At 69.3% G+C, this 17768-nt stretch carries 12 protein-coding genes; 5 read left to right on the top strand and 7 right to left on the bottom strand.

From position 1 onward, the window contains the following. Positions 1 to 23 precede the first annotated feature (23 nt). Together ACFWRV_RS02205 and ACFWRV_RS02200 are read left to right on the top strand one after the other, a co-directional pair. Positions 24 to 1427 (top strand): MFS transporter, encoded by a 1404-nt coding sequence (locus ACFWRV_RS02205; RefSeq protein WP_384326955.1) that lies wholly within the window; start codon positions 24 to 26, stop codon positions 1425 to 1427. Beyond that, positions 1424 to 2851 carry an amidase gene (locus tag ACFWRV_RS02200; protein WP_384326954.1) on the top strand — a complete coding sequence of 476 codons (1428 nt, stop codon included), beginning with the start codon at positions 1424 to 1426 and terminating at the stop codon, positions 2849 to 2851. The genes ACFWRV_RS02205 and ACFWRV_RS02200 overlap by 4 nt, the downstream gene beginning before the upstream one ends. Before the next feature lie 284 nt (positions 2852 to 3135). Here the strand turns inward: ACFWRV_RS02200 and ACFWRV_RS02195 are convergent, their stop codons facing one another. From ACFWRV_RS02195 to ACFWRV_RS02185, 3 genes are all read right to left on the bottom strand, one after another. Continuing rightward, on the bottom strand, positions 3136 to 4782 hold the full coding sequence (locus ACFWRV_RS02195) for a DUF885 domain-containing protein (RefSeq protein WP_384326952.1): 1647 nt from the start codon (positions 4780 to 4782) through the stop codon (positions 3136 to 3138). A gap of 128 nt (positions 4783 to 4910) precedes the next feature. Beyond that, positions 4911 to 6329 (bottom strand): MFS transporter, encoded by a 1419-nt coding sequence (locus ACFWRV_RS02190; RefSeq protein WP_384326950.1) that lies wholly within the window; start codon positions 6327 to 6329, stop codon positions 4911 to 4913. 149 nt (positions 6330 to 6478) lie between these two features. Beyond that, a complete protein-coding gene (locus tag ACFWRV_RS02185) occupies positions 6479 to 7711 on the bottom strand; it encodes a M20 family metallopeptidase (RefSeq protein WP_384326949.1) in 1233 nt (410 codons plus the stop codon). Positions 7712 to 7836: 125 nt separating this feature from the next. Here ACFWRV_RS02185 and ACFWRV_RS02180 point away from each other — a divergent pair, with 125 nt between their 5' ends. Beyond that, on the top strand, positions 7837 to 8922 hold the full coding sequence (locus tag ACFWRV_RS02180) for an Lrp/AsnC family transcriptional regulator (protein WP_384326947.1): 1086 nt from the start codon (positions 7837 to 7839) through the stop codon (positions 8920 to 8922). 469 nt (positions 8923 to 9391) lie between these two features. Here ACFWRV_RS02180 and ACFWRV_RS02175 read toward each other — a convergent pair whose 3' ends face one another. Both ACFWRV_RS02175 and ACFWRV_RS02170 read right to left on the bottom strand, forming a co-directional pair. Next, positions 9392 to 10318, bottom strand: a complete 927-nt coding sequence (locus tag ACFWRV_RS02175) for a recombinase family protein (RefSeq protein ID WP_384326945.1) — start codon at positions 10316 to 10318, stop codon at positions 9392 to 9394. 201 nt (positions 10319 to 10519) lie between these two features. Then, entirely contained in the window at positions 10520 to 10825 is a 306-nt protein-coding gene (locus tag ACFWRV_RS02170) for a YfhL family 4Fe-4S dicluster ferredoxin (protein ID WP_384326943.1), read from the bottom strand. Between the two features lie 284 nt (positions 10826 to 11109). Here ACFWRV_RS02170 and ACFWRV_RS02165 point away from each other — a divergent pair, with 284 nt between their 5' ends. After that, on the top strand, positions 11110 to 11310 hold the full coding sequence (locus tag ACFWRV_RS02165) for a tropomyosin (protein ID WP_384326941.1): 201 nt from the start codon (positions 11110 to 11112) through the stop codon (positions 11308 to 11310). Positions 11311 to 11348: 38 nt separating this feature from the next. On the opposite strand, the gene ACFWRV_RS02160 is transcribed toward ACFWRV_RS02165, so the two are convergent. Beyond that, positions 11349 to 14486, bottom strand: a complete 3138-nt coding sequence (locus ACFWRV_RS02160; RefSeq protein WP_384326940.1) for a Tn3 family transposase — start codon at positions 14484 to 14486, stop codon at positions 11349 to 11351. A gap of 673 nt (positions 14487 to 15159) precedes the next feature. Here ACFWRV_RS02160 and ACFWRV_RS02155 point away from each other — a divergent pair. Next, a complete protein-coding gene (locus ACFWRV_RS02155; RefSeq protein WP_384326938.1) occupies positions 15160 to 16281 on the top strand; it encodes a glutathione-independent formaldehyde dehydrogenase in 1122 nt (373 codons plus the stop codon). A gap of 184 nt (positions 16282 to 16465) precedes the next feature. Here ACFWRV_RS02155 and ACFWRV_RS02150 read toward each other — a convergent pair whose 3' ends face one another. Next, on the bottom strand, positions 16466 to 17386 hold the full coding sequence (locus ACFWRV_RS02150; protein WP_384326937.1) for a hypothetical protein: 921 nt from the start codon (positions 17384 to 17386) through the stop codon (positions 16466 to 16468). Positions 17387 to 17768: the final 382 nt, after the last annotated feature.

Here is a 17768-nt window from a genome sequence, read left to right as displayed (position 1 = left end):
CCCCGCACGGGAGGTCATGCGCCATGACTGTCAGCTCGCCTGCTGCCGCACTCGGGAACCGTCTCGATGGGCTCCCGCTCAGCTCGTTCCACCGCCGCCTGGTCATCGCTCTGGCCGGCATGATCCTCTTCGACTGGGTGGAGACCTACTCCTTCGCCTTCGTCATCCCCACCCTGCGCGACCAGTGGGGCCTGTCGCTCTCGACCGTCGCGCTCATCGCCGGCGTAGGGCAGCTGGGAGCCTTCGTGGGAGGGGTACTCGGCGGGTACCTCGCCGACCGCATAGGCCGCCGCCGCACCCTGCTCGCCAGCGCTGCCCTCTACTGCACGGCCGCGGTCTGCTGCGTCCTCGTCCAGAACGAGTGGCAGCTCCTCGTCGCTCGCACCGCGGCCCATTTCGGCTCCCAGGGCATGGCCGTCGTCGCCATCGTCGTCCTCGCGGAGTTCGTTCCGGCAGCCTCCCGGGGGCGCATGCAGACCTACAAGGTGGCGGTTGGATCGCTCGGCATCCCCATCGCCGCCTGGGCCGGCTTCTTCTTCGTTCCGCAGTGGACCTGGGGGTGGCGCCTGGTGTTCGCCCTCGGCCTGTTCAGTCTTGTCTTCGCCTGGCTGATCCGCCGCTGGGTCCCTGAAAGCCCCCGCTGGCTCGCCTCTCGGGGCGAATTGGAGAAGGCCGACGCCATCGTCCGGTCGATCGAGCGGCAGTGCGGCATCCAGACGCCACCCGACAGCGGACCCGCCGTCACGGGGCCGGCCGCTCCTGCGCCCGACCGTCCCCGCTTCGGCGAGCTGTGGAAAGGCCAGAACCGGCGCAACTTCCTGGTCGTCACCACGATGTGGGTGGCCGGACTCCTCGCCTACTCCGCGTACAACACCTGGACACCCACACTCCTCTCAGAGAACGGGCTCGACCTCGACCTCCGCGACACCCTGCTTCTGTCCGCCTTCCTGGCGACAGCCGCACCGTTCGGAGCCCTCGCCTCAGTACCGCTCATCGACCGCTGGGACCGCCGCCGCACTCAACTGGCCCTCGGGTCACTGGGCGGTGCCACCCTGCTGATGTTCGCCTTCGTACGCGAACCCCTCGCCGTCCTCGTCCTGGGCTGCCTGGTCAACCTGCTCTTCCACATGGCTATGCCCTTCCTCCAGGTGTACTCCGCGGAGATCTTCCCCACCCGCATCCGCGCGCTCGGCTCCGGCAGCGCCAACGCCCTGTCCCGGATCTTCAACTTCGGGGCCCCCCTGCTCGTCGCCACCATCTACACGAGTGCGGGCTACACCGCTGTCTTCGTCCTGCTCGCCGCCCTCAGCGCCGCGGGCGGCCTCGTCGCCGTCCTTTTCGGCGCCCGCACCACCGGTGTCAGCCTCGAAGCGACCACCACAACACCGGATCGCCCTCTCACCAGGAAGGAACCCACCGCACCATGACTGATCTGTCCTTCGCCTCCGCCACCGAACTCACCGCCCTGATCTTCCGCCGCGCACTGTCACCGACCGAACTCATGCGCCATACCCTTGACCGGATCGAGACCGACGACACCGAGGTCAACTCCGTCGTCGCCCTCGACCCCGAACGGTCACTGGCCGAGGCCACCGCTCTCGAACAACGCATCGCCCACGGCGAGGAGACGGGCCCGCTCTCCGGACTGCCGATCCTTGTCAAGGACCTGGAGGACGCGGAAGGCTTCCCCACCAGCAGGGGCACGCGCGCCTACCGCGACAGCCCGCCCGCCACCCGGGACAGCACCCACGTCGCCCGCCTGCGTGCCGCCGGCGCCCTGGTGATCGGCAAGACGAACACGCCTCCGCTCGGTGCCGGCGTACACACCGCCAACGAAGCCTTTGGCGTCACCCGCAACCCGTGGGACCTGCAACGCACTCCTGGTGGTTCCAGTGGCGGCGCCGCGGCGGCGGTCGCCGCAGGGCTCGTCGCTCTCGCCACCGCAGGAGACGGCGGCGGCTCCACCCGCATCCCCGCGGCACTGTGCGGAGTCGTCGGACTCAAGCCGTCCCGCGGCCGGATCCCCAAAGGCCCCTCCCGCATGCCGAACTGGCCTCAGCACTCCTGTCTCAGCGGCATGGCGCGCACGGTACGGGACACCGCCCTGCACCTCGACGTTGCCGCGGGCCACCACCCTGCCGATCCCTACTCGTTGCCGGCGCCCGGCATCTCGTACCGGGAGGCCATTGACACACCCGGACCCACACTGCGGGTGGGCGTCTTTCGCACACTTGGCATCTCCGCCCCCCACCCCGAGATGCTGAACGCCCTGGAACGAACAGCCGGTGTTCTGCGCGAGGTGGGCCACGACGTACGCGACGATGAGTCGGCGCTGCCCGGAGCCAAGGACTTCCCCGCTCCCTTCCAGCTGCGGCAGCACGTCCTGGCCTACAGCCGCCTCCTGGGCGTCCTCGACGACCTCGGCACCCGCCGCGACGACTTCGAACCCTGGTTCGCCGACATCCTCGACAAAGGGCGCACCCTCAGCCCTAACGACTCCGCCGACTACTGGACCCACCGCGGCCAACTCGACCGGTGGACCGCCGCGCTCTTCGAACAGTACGATCTGCTGCTCACGCCTACCGTGCCCACAACCGCATGGTCGGCCGAGGGCCCGGACATCACGGCGGCCGTACGCAAGCGGACCCTCCCGATCTCCTTCACCTCCGTCTTCAACGACACCGGCCACCCGGCCGTCAGCGTCCCCGCCGGCCTCAGCCCGGACGGACTGCCCTGCGCCGTGCAACTCATAGCCCCCCACCACCGCGACGACCTCGCACTCAGGGCCGCCCAGGTAATCGAAACCGCTCACGGCACACTGCGCCCACCAGCCTTCACCCGCTCCGGCTGACATCACCTGCACGCGAGAGCCGACGAGCTGGGACTCACCTGTCCCAGCTCATGGCGACATACACCTGGCGTCGTGGAGATCGCCCCGAAACCACGAGGTCGCGCGCGGGTGATCGCACCGAAACAGCGGGTCGAAGAGCGCAGGTCGCGGTGTACGCGGCCGGGTCGTGATGCAAGCCGGTTGCGAGCATGTGCCGTTCGAGCTCTGGTCGCGGCCTGAACGCAATCGCCGCCGACGACGTCGCTGCCTGCTGCGAACGCATCGGCGACCGGGTTTTCTGCTCTTTATGCCGAGTCCGGCCTGTCGCCCAATACGGACAGTTCGTTGGTGAGGTCGTCGAGTCCGAGGGGGCCTTGGGACAGCGCCGCCATGTGCCAGGTCTTGATGTCGAAGCGGTTGCCGTGCCGGGTGCGTGCCGCAGTTCGGCCGCGCAGCCAGGCGCGCTCGCCCAGTTTGTACCCGATGGCCTGGCCGGGGTTGCTCTGGTAGCGCAGGAGTTCGGCGTCGACAAACGAGCGGGGCCGGGCGCAGTTGCGGCGCAGGAACACGCCTGCCGTGCGGGGCGTCCACCGCTCCCCGGGCAGATAGGCCGCATCGCCGGGTATGGGCAGGCCGAGGTGGATGCCGATGTCGACGATGACGCGGACGGTTCGCAGCATCTGGGCCTGGAGGTAGCCGAGCCGGTGGTCGGGGCGGGTGAGGAATCCAAGCTCATCCATGAGGTGTTCGGCGTACAGGGCCCATCCTTCGACGTTGGCGTTGACGACTCCGGACGACGCCTGGAAGCGGGTAAGGCGGTCCGCGCCGACGTGAGTCCACTGTGCTACCTGGAGATGGTGGCCAGGCACTGCCTCGTGGTACCAGGTCGAGACCAGGTCGTGCACGGGGAAGCGGGAGCGGCCGAGGGTGGGCAGCCAGGTGCGGCCTGGTCGGCTGAAGTCCGCCGAGGGGCCGGTGTAGTAGGCGGCGGTGACCCCCTGCGGTGCCAGCCGGGTCTCGACGCGTCTGACGTCGTCCGCGAGGGTGAAGTGGGTGCCGTCGAGCGCCTCGATGGTCTGTTCGGTCAGGGACTGCAGCCAGCTTCGGGCAGCTTCCGGGTCTTCGATTGCCTCGCCGTGCTCCTCCAGATGGGCGAGGGCCTGCCAGGGGTCGGTGCAGCCGGGCAGGATGCGCTGTGCCGCGTGATGCATCTCTGCCAGCAGGCGGTGGTATTCGGACCACCCGTAGGTGTATGCCTCTTCGAGGTCGAGGTCGGCGCCATTGTGGTGCCGGGACCAGAGTCGGTAACGGTCTCGGCCGAAGGTGTCCGGCGCGTCCGCGACGCGGGGTGCGTAGGTGCCCCGCAGCCAGGTGCGCAGGTCCACCAGGCCCAGGGCTGCCCTGTCGGCGGCCCGGGCGATGTCAGGACGCAGCGCGTGCGGCGCGGTTGCCGCGAGCATGTGGAAAGAACCGGTGCCGGGCTTGGTCCAGGTGTCGAGTTGGTCGAGGACCGCGCTGACCGCGGAGGGCCCGGCGGGCAGGCCACTGTCGAGTCCCGTCGCCAGACAGGCACGGTATCCGTCGAGTGCGGCGGGCACTGCGCGCAGTCTGCGGGCGATGGCGTGCCAGTCATCGTCGGTGCGGGTGGGTGCGAGGGTGAAGACCTTGCGGATCAGGTGGAGGGTTGAGCCGAGGGTGCTCACGCGCCGCAGGTGCTCGCCGGCGTCGTGGAGGGCGAGTTCGGCGTTGAGCCGTTCCCGCAGGAGACGGGCGCAGAGCCGCTCATCGTCGGTTTCCGGGGTGGGTGTGGCCGCAAGTGCGGTGAGGGTACGGCGGGCAAGGTCGGCCCGCGCGTCGTGGCCTTCGGGGGAGAGGTCGGGCAGCCGGTCGGCGCAGCCGGGTTCACCGAGGTAGCTGCCGATGAAGGGATCGAGCGCGACCAACGCCGTCATGTGGCCTTCCGCGACGGCCCGCGGGCTCGCGGTCGCCGGGCGGGCAGGCGAACCCGACTGCGTGGAAAGGCGATTGTCGTGCACTGCTGAGACTCCAAGGGTTGGGGTGGGGCGATGCTTCGGGAGCGTCACTTGCGGGCCGGAGTAGCCCACGTGACCAGCAGCGAGGCGGCAGCGCCGGCCATGCACACACCCCACACCAGGAGGTAGGCGCCCAGTGTGGGGATGTCGCTACCGCTGGCCACCATCGTCCCGAGCAGTGTGGCGAACGCGCCGCCGGCGAGGGTGCCGCCGATGACCTTGACGTTGCTGTAGACGGCCACCGCGCTGGCGGAGCGGTCCGTCGGGCTCGCTTCGACGATCACGGTGGGAATGCCGCTGATGGCCAGCCCCATTCCCGCTCCGGCGACCGAGTAGGCCAGGGCGAACAGGTACAGGGAAGAGTGCGCGAGGAGGAGGCCGGCGTGTCCGGCGGTGAGCAGGACCAGGCCGAGCAGCAGCAGTCGGCGCATGCCGATGCGTTCCGCCAGGGCTCCGGATCTGCTGGCGGCGATGAAGGCCAGCAGGTGGGGTATGCCGCCCCAGATGCCGATTTCCAGGGCCGAGAGGCCGAAGCCGTAGCCGTTCTCGTCCGGGGCGGCTTCGAGGTAGGTGATGGAGACGACAGGCGCGGCGAGCATGATGGCGCCGAGCATGAACGTCGTCAGCAGATGCGGGGCGACCCGGCGGCCGGCGACGGCGCGGACGTCCACGAGCGGGGCAGGGTGGCGCAGTTCCCAGCGCACCCACCCGGCGAACAGGGCCAGTGCCACCAGGACCATCCCCAGGATGCCCGGCTGCAGCCAACCCCAGTCACTCCCTCGGGAGAGCGCGGTGAGGAACAGCACCAACGAGATGCTGAGCATCCCGGCACCGGCCCAGTCCATCCGTCCCGCTGCCCGCTCGCGGCTCTCCGGCACGCCGACGAAGGTGACCAGGGTGCAGATCGCGGCCAGTGCGGCGAACGCCCACAGCGTGAAGCGGATGTCGCCCAGGAAGTGGTAGAGCGGGGCGGAGAGGAACGAGCCGATCATCGAACCCAGCGCGAGGGAGGCCACCAGCATGCCGACCGCCTTGCGGTTGGCTGCGGCACTCAGCCGGTCCCGACACAGCGCGATCTCCAGCGGGAGCAGGGCCGCCAGCGGCCCGAGGAGGACGCGGCCGACCAGCAGCACAGCCAGGTTGGGGGCGAGTGCCACGATCACACAGCCGACGGTGATGCTGGCGACGGCCACCCGCAGCAGCAGCCGGTGCCCGTACTTGTCTCCCAGTCTCCCGAAAACGGGGACGGACACCGCGGCCGCGAGGAACTGGACGGCTGTGATCCACTGGGCGTCGCCGGTGCTCACCCCCAGCGTGTCCCGTATGGCGGGAATGAGCGGAGTGGTGCCGCCCTGGATGAAGCCGCTGGTCAGCTCCAGGAAGACGAGCAGCCCCACCACAGCACGCACCCGCGTTCGGCTCTCCTCGGGTACGACGTCGTCCGGTGTGGGCTTGGTGACGCGCATGGACTGCACCTTTCGGATGGCGAGGGTGGAGCTGCCGGGCGGGGCGGGGGCGTGGCTCACGTCTGCGTGGTCCGTGGGTCGACGGCTCGGTTCACACCGGCTCGGCCACGACGGGTGATTCACCTCTGGCGGTCAACGAACTCCGGGTCTCACGCCCGCTCGCGCGTGCCTGCCCGTTCCGCGAGCGGGGCTGTACGGGACAGACGAGCGGTGGCGAGTTCGGTGAGGAGCGCAGCCTGGCGGGGCAGTACCGCGTCGTCGAAGACCGCCTGCGGCGAGTGGTTCATCGGTGCCGCTGTCGGATCGCACCCCTGCGGGGCCGCGCCGAGCAGCAGCATCGCGCCGGGCACCCGCTGAAGGACGAGGGAGAAGTCCTCGGAGCCGCTGGCCGGCTGCGGGGAGACCCACACCTGGTCGTCGCCGACCAGCTCCCGCGCGGTCTCCAGCGCGAAGCCGGTCTCCTGCGGATCGTTGACGGTGACCGGGTAGAGCACCTCGAAGTCGACGTCCGCGCTCAGCCCGTGGGCGGCGGCGATGGAGCGCACAAGCCGCGGCAGGCCCTCGGCGAGACGTTCGTGGTTGGTGTCCGAGTAGCTGCGCACGGTGGCTTGGAAGGTGGCGGTTTCGGGGATGACGTTGTGCTGGGTGCCGGCCTGGAAACTGCCGACCGAGACCACGACGGGATCGAAGATGTCGAAGGTGCGGGTGGTCCAGCTGTTGATGGCGGTGACCATCTCGCAGGCGGCCGGGACCGGGTCGAGGGCAGAGTGCGGCGCGGAACCGTGCCCGCCGCGCCCGCGCACGGTCACCCGCAGGATGTCGGAGGCGGTCATGACGGTGCCCGGCTTGCTGACCACCAGCCCCTGCGGAATGCGGTTGGCAGAGACATGGATGGCGAACGCCGCGTCCAGCGGCTTGCCGGCAGCCTGAAGCACGCCTTCCTCGATCATCACGCCTGCCCCGTTGTGGCCCTCCTCGCCGGGCTGGAACATGAACACCACATCGCCCGGCAGAGACTCCCGCCGCTGGGACAGCAGCCGGGCCGCACCTACGAGAGCAGCGGTGTGCAGGTCGTGACCGCAAGCGTGCATGCGGCCCGCGACGCGGGACATGTAGTCGACACCGGAAGCCTCCTGCACTGGGAGCGCGTCCATGTCCGCGCGCAGCAGCACCGCACCGCCCGGCCGGCCACCCCGCAGCACCGCCGTCACCGAGCTCAGGTTCTTCCCGAGTTCGATCTCCAGCGGCAGCCCCTCCAGAGCCGCCAGGACCTTCTCCTGCGTGCGCGGCAGTTGAAGCCCCAGCTCCGGCTCGCGGTGCAACTCCCGCCGCAACACCGCCAAGTCGTCCCGCAGCTCCTCGGCATTCCCCAAAGCGGACACGCTGCCGCCACCTTCCCGTCAGATCGGATCCGCAGTGCGTCACGCGCCGCAGCCATGCCTCACACTGAAGCCATGACTTCCACGCTGACCAGAAACTGTTGGAAAGACGCAAAGAGGTCCCGCACATGAAGGATCTCCGGCCGCTGACGGGCATCGACGCGTCACTTGTCCACGCCCTGCAGATCAGCCCCCGGGCGAGCTGGGCCCAGCTCGCCAAAGTGCTGAACATGGACGCCGTGACCCTGGCCAGGCGCTGGAAACGGCTCACCGACGACGGCGCCGCCTGGACCAGCTGCTACCCCGGACCCGCCATGGCGGAAGCCGGACAGGGATGCCTGGCCTTCGTCGAGATCGACTGCGCGGGCGGCCGACTGACCGAGGCCGCCGAGCACCTGGCCCGACTGCCGATGGTCACCACCGTGGAGCACGTCACCGGCGACCGAGACCTGCTGCTCACCGTGATGGCACCGGACCTGGGCACTCTCTCCCACTGGATCACCCACACCCTGGCCTCGATCCCGGCCGTCACGGCCAGCCGCACACAGGTTGTGGGCTCCATCTACACCGAGGGCAGCCGATGGCGGCTCCGCTCCCTCACCGCCGCGCAGGCAGCACAACTCGCCCAGGACCGACCCGTCGGCGAAACCACAGGCGCACTGGAAGTGTCAGAGCTGGACCGCCGCATCATGGTGGCCCTCTCGGCGGACGGAAGGGCCACTTACGCCGCGCTCGCCGAACAGTGCGGCGCGAGCCCGGACACGGTACGCAGACGGGTCACCGGCCTCCTCGCCGCCAAGGCCGTACACCTGCGCTGCGAGATCGCCCGCCCGCTCTCCGAGCGCCCCGTGGCGGCCATCCTGTGGGCACAGGTCCCATCCGACGCCGTGGAGACGACAGCGCGCCGCATCGCGGGAATGCAGGACGTCCGCCTGTGCGCCGGCATCACCGGCCGCCACAACCTCCTGGTTATCGCCTGGGTACGCTCGGTGAACGATGTTCAGAAACTCGAAACGCGGGTCTCCGAGCAGGCCCCCGGCATCGTCATCGCGGACCGGGCCATCGCCCTGTGGACCGCAAAACTCAGCGGCCACCTCCTGAACGAACACGGCTACCGCCGCAAGACGATCCCCATCGACGCGTGGGGCCCGTTGCCGGCCGACGTCCCCCCGCAGGCGGTGACCGACAGTCCCGCCTCGGACCACCGGGAATGAGCAGGCGCCGACAGGTTTCCGGGAGGTTCACCAACGTCAGCCGGCGGCGGGAGTCCGGCCTCGGGGAACATCGGTACAGCCGTTGGCGCTGAGAACGATCATGTCGGCACTCTGGGTGATCTTTGGTGACGTTCTCTCCGTCGGCTAGTTGACCAGGCATGAATCGAATGTCTCTGTCTGCATCCCTGGCCAGTGCGCTGTGCAGTGTGTTCCTCGTGACGCCAGCTGTCGCAGCCACGTCTGACCCGGAACCGCCCGCCGGCGTCGCCGAGGCCGCGGTGTCCAACGCCTGCGATGACTTCGCCGCAGATCTCCCGCCGGGTCTCGTCTCTGACGACCCGGACGAACTCACCCGACTCTGCGAGCTCATGAATCCGTAGGACCACGCCGGCGCCGACGTGCTCGGCTAAAGCTGTGCGCCAGGGCCGGGAGTATCCGAATGGAAATCAGCGGTAGGCGCTGACCTGGATCATGGTCCGGTCGGCGTGAGGGAGCTGACGCGGTTCTCGTACTCGCGGCGGGCCTTGCGCTGGGCCGGGACCGCGGGGGTGCCCTGGGCGCCGTCGAGCGGCTGGCAGCGGGCGAGGAGCTGGCGGTGTACGGCGGGGACGGCAGTCAAGCGCAGGGTGTAGCCCTGGCCCCGTCGTACGGTCGCCCCCTGTTCGAGCGCGGCGCGCTCGGCGGGCTCCAGCTCGGTGGTGAGGAGGTAGTCGGCGACCTTGACCGGCATGTCGAGGGTGACCGGCAGCTCCGGGGCGGGGATGTCCTCCCCGGTGGCGGTGTGGTCGGGCAGGAGTTCGGCGACGGCGGTGCGGATCGCGCCGCGGCTGACCCGGTGGTCGCGGGCGAGGGCGGCGATCGAGCGGCCTTCCAGGTACGCGGTGCGCACGTCGTCGGTCTTCGTGGCCGCCACGGCGGGGCGGCGTCCGCCCTTGTTGCCCTTGGCCTCGGCGGCGCGCAGCCCGTCGTAGGTCAGTTCCCGTTGGAGGTCGCGGTGGAGTTCGCCGGCGGCGGCGAGGGTCTGCACCATGAACTTGACGGTGGACAGCAGCTCGCCGGTGCGCGGGTGGCGGGCGGTGAGGTCCATCGCGGAGAACGCGCCGTCGTGGATGCGCAGCGCGACCTGGTCGCGGTGGAGGACGTCGAGCACGTCGAGGATGTGCCCGGTGCCGCGCACGAGGCGGAACATCTCGGAGATGTGGAGGGTGTCGCCCGGGCGCGAGTAGGTCAGCAGTTCGCGGAACTTCGGGCGCTGGAGGGGGTGGAGGCGGCTGGAGGTGCCCGGGTCCTCCTCGAAGGCGCCCGGGTCCTCGATCCCGGACTCGGCCAGGACGAGGTTCTGCCGGGCGGTGGACTGCTGGTCGGTAGAGACCCGCTTGTAGACCAGGTTCGCCACTGCGGGCCCCTTCCGTACGGAGGATCGGACCCTATCTGTCGTCAAACCCTGTCAGCAATCACCATCGGATCCGATTGGATTCGAGCCGCCATGAACCCCCGGATTGCACGGGTTCATTGGACGCGCCGGCCACCTGTCGTCATTCGATCGTTTGACGACAGGTGGCCCGCTCCGCCGCTCCTCGCACACAGGCGGCAGGGTTCACTTCCGGAAGTGACTGGGGTAGTCGTTGGCGGCTGCCTTGCGCCGGAGCTCGTCGCTGTCGGGTCGCAGACTCAGGGATCGGCGGATCAGGACGTCCTCGGTTTCCACCCTGCCGGGGTCCGGCAGGCAGCACTCCGGCGGGCACACGGCCTGGCACGCGAGGGAGTCGGAGAATCCCACGCACTCCGAGCAGGCGCTGGGGTTGATCACGTAGATGTCGTCGCCCTCTGTGATCGCCTTCGTAGGGCACTCGGGCTCGCAGGCACCGCAGTTGATGCAGTCCTCGGTGATGGTGATGGCCATGACGGTTCGCTCCTGTCTCGTGGTGCGGTCCGGTGATCAACGAGCGAACAGCCGGGCAGTAGCGCGTGCGCCAGCCGCACCTCCAGCTGCCAAGGGGGTCAGCACACGCGGGTTGTAGTGACCTTGCCCTGACCATGTCGTTTGCGGAGTGTGGAACGGTGGATCTTCGCCGTCGACGCCTGAAGTCGGGCGGAGACGTATCCGCCACAGACCGCTGGTCGGTATGCGTGAGGCGCCCAGCTCCTTGCTCGTACCGGCACCAGCCGACGGGAAGGAACACAGAGGTGAGCGACGCAGATCGCATCAAGGAGCTCGAAGAAAAGCTCCGCCAGCTGGACGTGAAGACTGAGCACTTCGAGCGACAGGCCCAGCGGCTTGAGCAGGAGCGGGACCAGTGGGAGAAGAAGTACAAGGAGACGCACGAGAAGTACACGAAGGCACAAGCGGAGCTTGCCGAGCTTGAGGCAACGATGCAGGGCCTGTGAGCAGCGCTCTCCCCTAGACGTCTCCGTCCTGGTCGTGCTCAGCCGTGGTCGGCCTCGTCGTCGTCCGCGTCCAGTTCCGGCGCGTCCGGGTCGCGCAGGGGGCGCAGGGCGCCGGCGGCCGGGACACTGGCGGTGAAGCTGTAGCGGCCGAGCAGGTTCAGGTTGCGGTGCTTGAGCGGGGACAGGCGGGCGATGTCCTCGTCTCGGATCTCGTGGCCCTCGGCGCGGAGCTGGGCGACGGCGGCGTCGAGGTACTTCGTGGTCCAGAGCACGATGGCGTTGAGGACCAGGCCGAGTGAGCCGAGCTGGTCCTCCATGCCGTCGCGGTACGCCTGGTGGATGGTGCCGCGCTTGCCGTGGCACACGTCCCGGGCGAGCTTGTGGCGGGATTCCTGCACGGTGAGCTGCCGGTTCATCTGACGGCGGTAGGTGTCGTCGACCGGGTCGACCACGCGCAGCAGGTGCTCGGTCTTGGCGATCCGCCCGTACTCGGCGAACGCGGCCCCGAGCGGGGTCGGGCGGCCGTCGCGGCCGAACATGCGCAGCAGGTCGTAGGCGCGGACCTGGTTGGTGACCAGGGAACCGGCGACCTTCAGCATGTCCGGCCAGTGCGTGATCACCTTGTTCAGGTTCACGCGGTTGCGGGCCAGGTCCTCCACCGCGCCGTACGTGCCGGCTTCGACGCCGGGCATCGTGGCCCGCCAGAACCGCTGGTCGTCCAGGTCGCGGAACCTGGGGCTGAAGTTGTAGCCGAGGATCTTGAACAGGCCGAACACCATGTCGGAGTACGAGGCGTTGTCGGTGGCCACCATCTCCGGCTTCACCCCGCCGTCCAGGTTCAGCAGCGCGTCCAGGATGTGCAGGGAGTCGCGCGGGGTGCCGGGCACGACCATCTGCCCGATGCCCGCGACCTGGTCGTTCACCGCGTTGAGCCAGGTGATGCCGCGCTTGAATCCGAAGTACTTCGGCGACGGGGCGGCGTTGATGGTGCGCACCGGCACCTGGAAACGCAGCCCGTCCACGGAGGCGAGCAGCCCGTCGCCCCAGTAACGCACGATCGGGATGTCCGCCTGGGCGGCGATCAGCCGTCCGTTCGCCGCGGCGATGGTGTCGGCGCGCAGGTAGTACTGGTCGACGTGCACGAGCCGGGCCCGGGTCAGGGCCTCATAGCCGGGGTTCACCACCGGGGCCAGGCCGATGTTGCACGCCTCCGAGACCAGCAGCGCGACCACCGAGGTGGGCAGGTCCTTCATCCGGGTGGTGCCGTCCCCGAGGTGGACGAAGGCGTCGAGGAACCCGGTCCAGGCGTTCACCTCGAACAACAGGTCCGGCAGGTCGATCTTCGGGAGCATCTTCTCGACCCGCTGGCGCAGCCAGGCCAGGGACTTCGGCTCGCCGAGCGCGCCGAGCTTGTCGACGTTCAGCTTCACCCGTCCGTCGTCCTGGACCTCGATCGAGACCTTCGCCGCCGGCCCGGCCTCGTCCAGGCGCTCGGCGAGCTGCTTCCATCCGGCGTCCAGGCCCCGCACCAGCTCCGCCAGGTGCTCGGTCACGGGCATGTCCAGGCTCAGGGCGGCCAGGACGTCCTCCTCGACCGCGTCCCAGTCGGGCCCGTCCAGCAGGCGGGCCCGCGGGTTGGACCAGCGGTGCGAGGGCGAGGCGAACACGTCGCGGTTGTTCAGGGCCCGGTGCAGCTGCTCCAGCACGCACACCACGTACGCGTCCCGGTCCACCGCACCCTGCGGCAGATCCGGGTTGGCGTACACCGCCTTGCGCCACGCGGGCGGCACGAGCTTGTCGTCCACCTCGCGCGGCAGCAGCGGTTTGACCCCCACCTTCCGCCGCGCCAGCGCCGGAAGACCCCGGACCCCGGCCAGGACCCGCTTGCCCGCGCTCGCCGCGGCCAGTGCCTTTGACTCGCCCAGCAACGCGAGGAACGGGCGCACCGTGGCGTACCGGTTCGTGAGCGCGGCCCGCATGGCGACCTCGGCCGAGCTCTCGTCCTCGGGCACCAGGGTCACCACGGTGGCCGCCGCGGTCATCACGGCGGCGCGCGGCGCGATCTCCTCCACCGCCGCCCACAGCGCGGCCACGTCCACATCCGCACCGCGCTCCTCGACCAGCTCCAGTTCCTCGAACAGCACCTTCGCCGCCCGCGCCAGCACCCGCGACGCCTTTTCCAGCTGCGGCAGCGTGGACAGCCGGTCCTTCTCCGTCTTCCGCTTCGCCGCGTTCAGCAGCCGGGTGGCCATCAGGACCTGGAACAGGTCCAGGGCCTCGTCGATCGCCTTCGCCTCCAGGTGCCGCATCACCGCAGTGAGCATCGCCGTGCGCTTGGGCTCTGCCGCCCGCTCCAGCAGCGGCGCCTTCGACCCCAGCGCGTACCGGGCCAGCGCGGCCATCCGGTTCGGCGGGATCTGCGACAGCCTCAGCCGCCCGAGCCGGTACGCGCCGATCTCGTCCACCCGCTCCAGCGCGCGGGCGAACGCCGTGCCCGTCGTACGCGTCGGCGGCCGGCGCAACCGCTCCAGCTCCGAGAACCGCGAGCCGTCCGGCGTCTTCAGCGTCGCCACCAGATCCCCGGGCAGCGCCGGGTCCGCCCGCCGGGCGGCGCCCGCAACGGTGGCGTGCAGCCGCTTGTCCGCGATCTTCCGCACCTCCGACACCTGCCGGGCCAGCACCGACACCCCGGGCAGCAGCACCCGGTTGCGGCGCAGCCAGCCCGCCGCGTGGTCGAACAGTGCCTTGGGGCCCTCGGCGTGCGTCCAGGCCCGGCCGTGGAGGAAGGTGCGGAACCGCCGGGACCACTCCGCGTCGTCGTACTCGTGGTACTCGTAGGCGTCCCGGATCTCCCAGGCGTGCTCGTACGCCGTCTTCGGCCGCTCGGTGTACCGCTTCACCACCGACGGGTCCTCGACACCGAGCTGCGCGGCCAGGTGCTCGACCACCGGCCACGGCGCATCCAGCGGGTCGTCCGGGAGGAACCGGCCGATGTAGCGCACCGTGCACATCTGGAGCGCGAAGCCGAGCTGATGGTGCGCAGAGCGCCGGAGCGCGATCAGGTCGCGGTCGACGTCGTCCAGGAAGAAGAACCGCTCCAGCTCGGGGCGGGTCGGCTCCTCGGCGAACTTCCCGTACGCCTCGGCCTGCTCATCAGTCAGAAACTCCACGGGCACGAACGGACCGTAGCCAGCCGCTGCACCCGCCCGGCGATCTTTCCGCGAACCCCAGCGGAGCCCCCAGCCAGTGTGCTAGCCGACCATGATCGTTTTCAGCGCCAACCGCTGTACCGATGTTCCCCGAGGCCGGAGTCGCGCTCGGCGACATGCCGGCGACCGCGTCGACACCGGGTCGGCCTCACCGGCCCCTTGCCAACCAAGTTAGTCGCCGCAGGTCAGCGTGGAGAGGACAACTGACTGACCTCGTTGCCCAAGGACACGAACTGCTGTCCTTCGACAGTGAAATCCGTCGCTCTGCTCGCGTTGACCTGCGGCGACTGAATTGATCGTCGAACGATCAGGTGAGGCGGGTCGGCTTCCGGCTTTGGTACAACGGCTAACTCCAACGCCGCGTGTCGATTGCGTCAGCTTTCATGACGACGCGGCGCAGAACTGGCAGCAGTTACCCGCTTCCCGGGGAGTCGCGCCCGGCAAGGGCGAGTGGGAGTGTGGAGGGAGGGGAGAGGACGCGCTGACGTCCCCCTCGAAACGCGCCGGACGGCAGAGCACCGTCGCCGGTGGCGCCGTCGACTATCCGCCGCCAAGCGCATGCAGCGATGGCGCTCGCGCGTAGCGGCGAAGAGGGATTGATCATGAAGGCAGCGGTGTAGAAGGTCCCCGCACCATAGCGGTGAAGGACGTACCGGACGCGAAGATCGAGCACCCCAGCGACATCCTCGTGAAGATCACGAGCACCAACATCTGCGGCTCCGACCTGCACATGTACGAAGGCCGCACCTCGTTCGAGACCGGCCGCACACTGGGCCACGAGAACCTGGGGCAGGTCGTCGAGGTCGGCTCCGCGGTCACCAAGGTCAAGGTCGGCGAGTATGTGTGCCTGCCGTTCAACATCGCATGCGGTTTCTGCAAGCAGTGCGAGCAGGGCCTGACCAACTACTGCCTGACGATGCAGCCCGAGCCCGCCCTCGCCGGCGCCGCCTACGGCTTCGCCGAGATGGGCCCCTACCAGGGCGGCCAGGCCGAGCTGCTGCGCGTACCGTACGGCGACTTCAACGCCCTGCGGCTGGGCGAGGACGCCGCCGAGCGCCAGCTGGACTACGTGATGCTGTCCGACATCTTCCCCACCGGCTATCACGCCACCGAGATGGCGGGCGTCAAGCCCGGCGACCAGACCGTCGTCTTCGGCGCCGGTCCGGTGGGACTGATGGCGGCCTACTCCGCGATACTCAAGGGCGCCGGACGGGTGTGGGTGGCCGACCACCACCCGGACCGGCTGCGGCTCGCGGAGGAGATCGGTGCAATCCCGATCAACACCAACGACCAGGACCCGTCCGAGGTCGTCAAGGAAGCGACGCTCGGGCTGGGCGCCGACAACGGCTGTGAGTGCGTCGGCTACCAGGCCCACGATCCGCAGGGGCACGAGGACGCAGCGCTGACGATGAACCAGCTGATCGACGCGGTCCGGTTCACCGGCGCTCTCGGTGTCGTAGGCGTCTTCCTCCCCGAGGATCCAGGCGGAGCCGAAGCACAGGGAGAACTCCAGGCCAAGGGCAAGGTGCCGATCGATTTCGGCATGATGTGGTTCAAGGGCCAGAAGGTCGGCACCGGTCAGGCGCCGGTGAAGCGGTACAACCGGGCGCTGCGCGACCTCATCGCGGGCGGCAAGGCAGAGCCGAGCTTCCTGGTCTCACACGAGCTGAACCTCGACGACGCCGCAACGGCGTACGACCACTTCGACGCCCGCGACGACGGCTGTACGAAGGTCGTCCTGCACCCGAACGGTGCCGGCTGACACCGCCGCGCCCCGGGGTGTGCCGTCGGTGGCCGCCCATCCAGGGTTGGGTAAAGGTTAGGCGGAAACTGAGCGCCGTACTTGGCAACACAGGTCAACTACGGCGCTCACAGCTGCCGAGACACCCGGATGGGCGCGGCGCAGCAAGGCGAAACGCGCAGAGGGGGTGCGGCTTCGGTATACGTCAGCGCGCCAATTTGAGGCGTGCTTTCTCCGCGGCATGGGACGCGGCTTCGATCAGTCCAAGTTCGCCCGCGAGGGTTCCCACAAAGGCATCGACCGCCTCGATCGCGCGGCCCTCCATGGTGTCGGGCTCCGCGAAGTACGCCGCGAACTCTCCGGCGCCAAGAGTCGCCATGGCGGGTCGGCGGGCCTGGTAGTCAGCCCACATCGGCCGGTAGACGACCCGCACCCGGTCGAGTTCGGTTTCGTCGATCTCCTCGTGCCGTAGGAGGCGGACAGTTTGGTGGCGGGCGCTCCACATGGCGATGTGGTGCTGGACGGAGACCGGCCCGAACGGGCCGGGTAGGGCGCGTTCGATCCTCGGCGTACCCGGCTGGATCGGCCAGGGCGAGTACGGCTCCGTGCGGACCGAGGTCAGTCTGTCGATATCGATCCGCCCGGTCCGCTCACCCTCCTCAAGGACGAGGTGGGCAGCGCGCCGTTGCTTGTGGGTGGCTGACGGGTGGGCGAGTTGCTCGACGATGGCGCGGACGTTCTGGCTGCGCCGGACGGCGTTGGTCTGGCCCGTGGCGCGCGCGTGGGTGCGCCAGGCTCGGCGTGCCTGCGGCGTGGGCACGATCGTGTCGTCGATCAGCCACAGATACAGCACGACGCGGATCAGTGAGCGTTGTGGAATGCGTCCCAGCGGGGAGCGTTCCCGGGCCTGCAGGAGCCTGGTGAACAGCTCGCGCTGCTCGGGTGGAAACACTCGCGGATCGCTGCCATGAGCGCTGGTCTTGCGCGGTTCGGGGTTGGCCAGCATGCCGTCCTCGACCCAAGAGGTCACCATACGGGGACTGGCCTTCACGCCCAGCGCGAGCGCATCGGCGACCAGGTCGGCCGAAGTTCCCTCGACCCACGTGGCGACCCGACTCCCCTCCATGGCACCGAACTTACATCGAGATTCGAGCCTCCGGAGCTGCATTCAGCGCACGTCAGCCATAAGGCTTGGGGCCAGCAGAAACTGCACCCCGCACCGTATCCCTGCCAGGAACACGCGGTGCGGGGGCAGCCGACTCATCCCCTGAACGGAGACCGTCATGAACCACCGTACGCACCGCCGAGCCCCGAAGCGGCGCCGAGCCCGCCACCCTCTTGTCGAGGGCCTTGGGCGGGCAGCGCTCTACGCCGCTTCCGCCACGCTGGCCGGCGGGCTCGTCCAATCGCTTCTCCAACTGGTCCACATCTCCGTCTCCTCGTGCTGATCTGAGCAGGAAGGCAGGCTCCAGAACCGAGGCCGTGTAACGGATGAAGTGCTGGATGCG

The sequence above is a fragment of the Streptomyces sp. NPDC058576 genome, assembly GCF_042718715.1.
In the GTDB taxonomy this organism is placed as follows: Bacteria; Actinomycetota; Actinomycetes; order Streptomycetales; family Streptomycetaceae; genus Streptomyces.
This window is presented reverse-complemented; position numbering and strand designations above follow the sequence as displayed.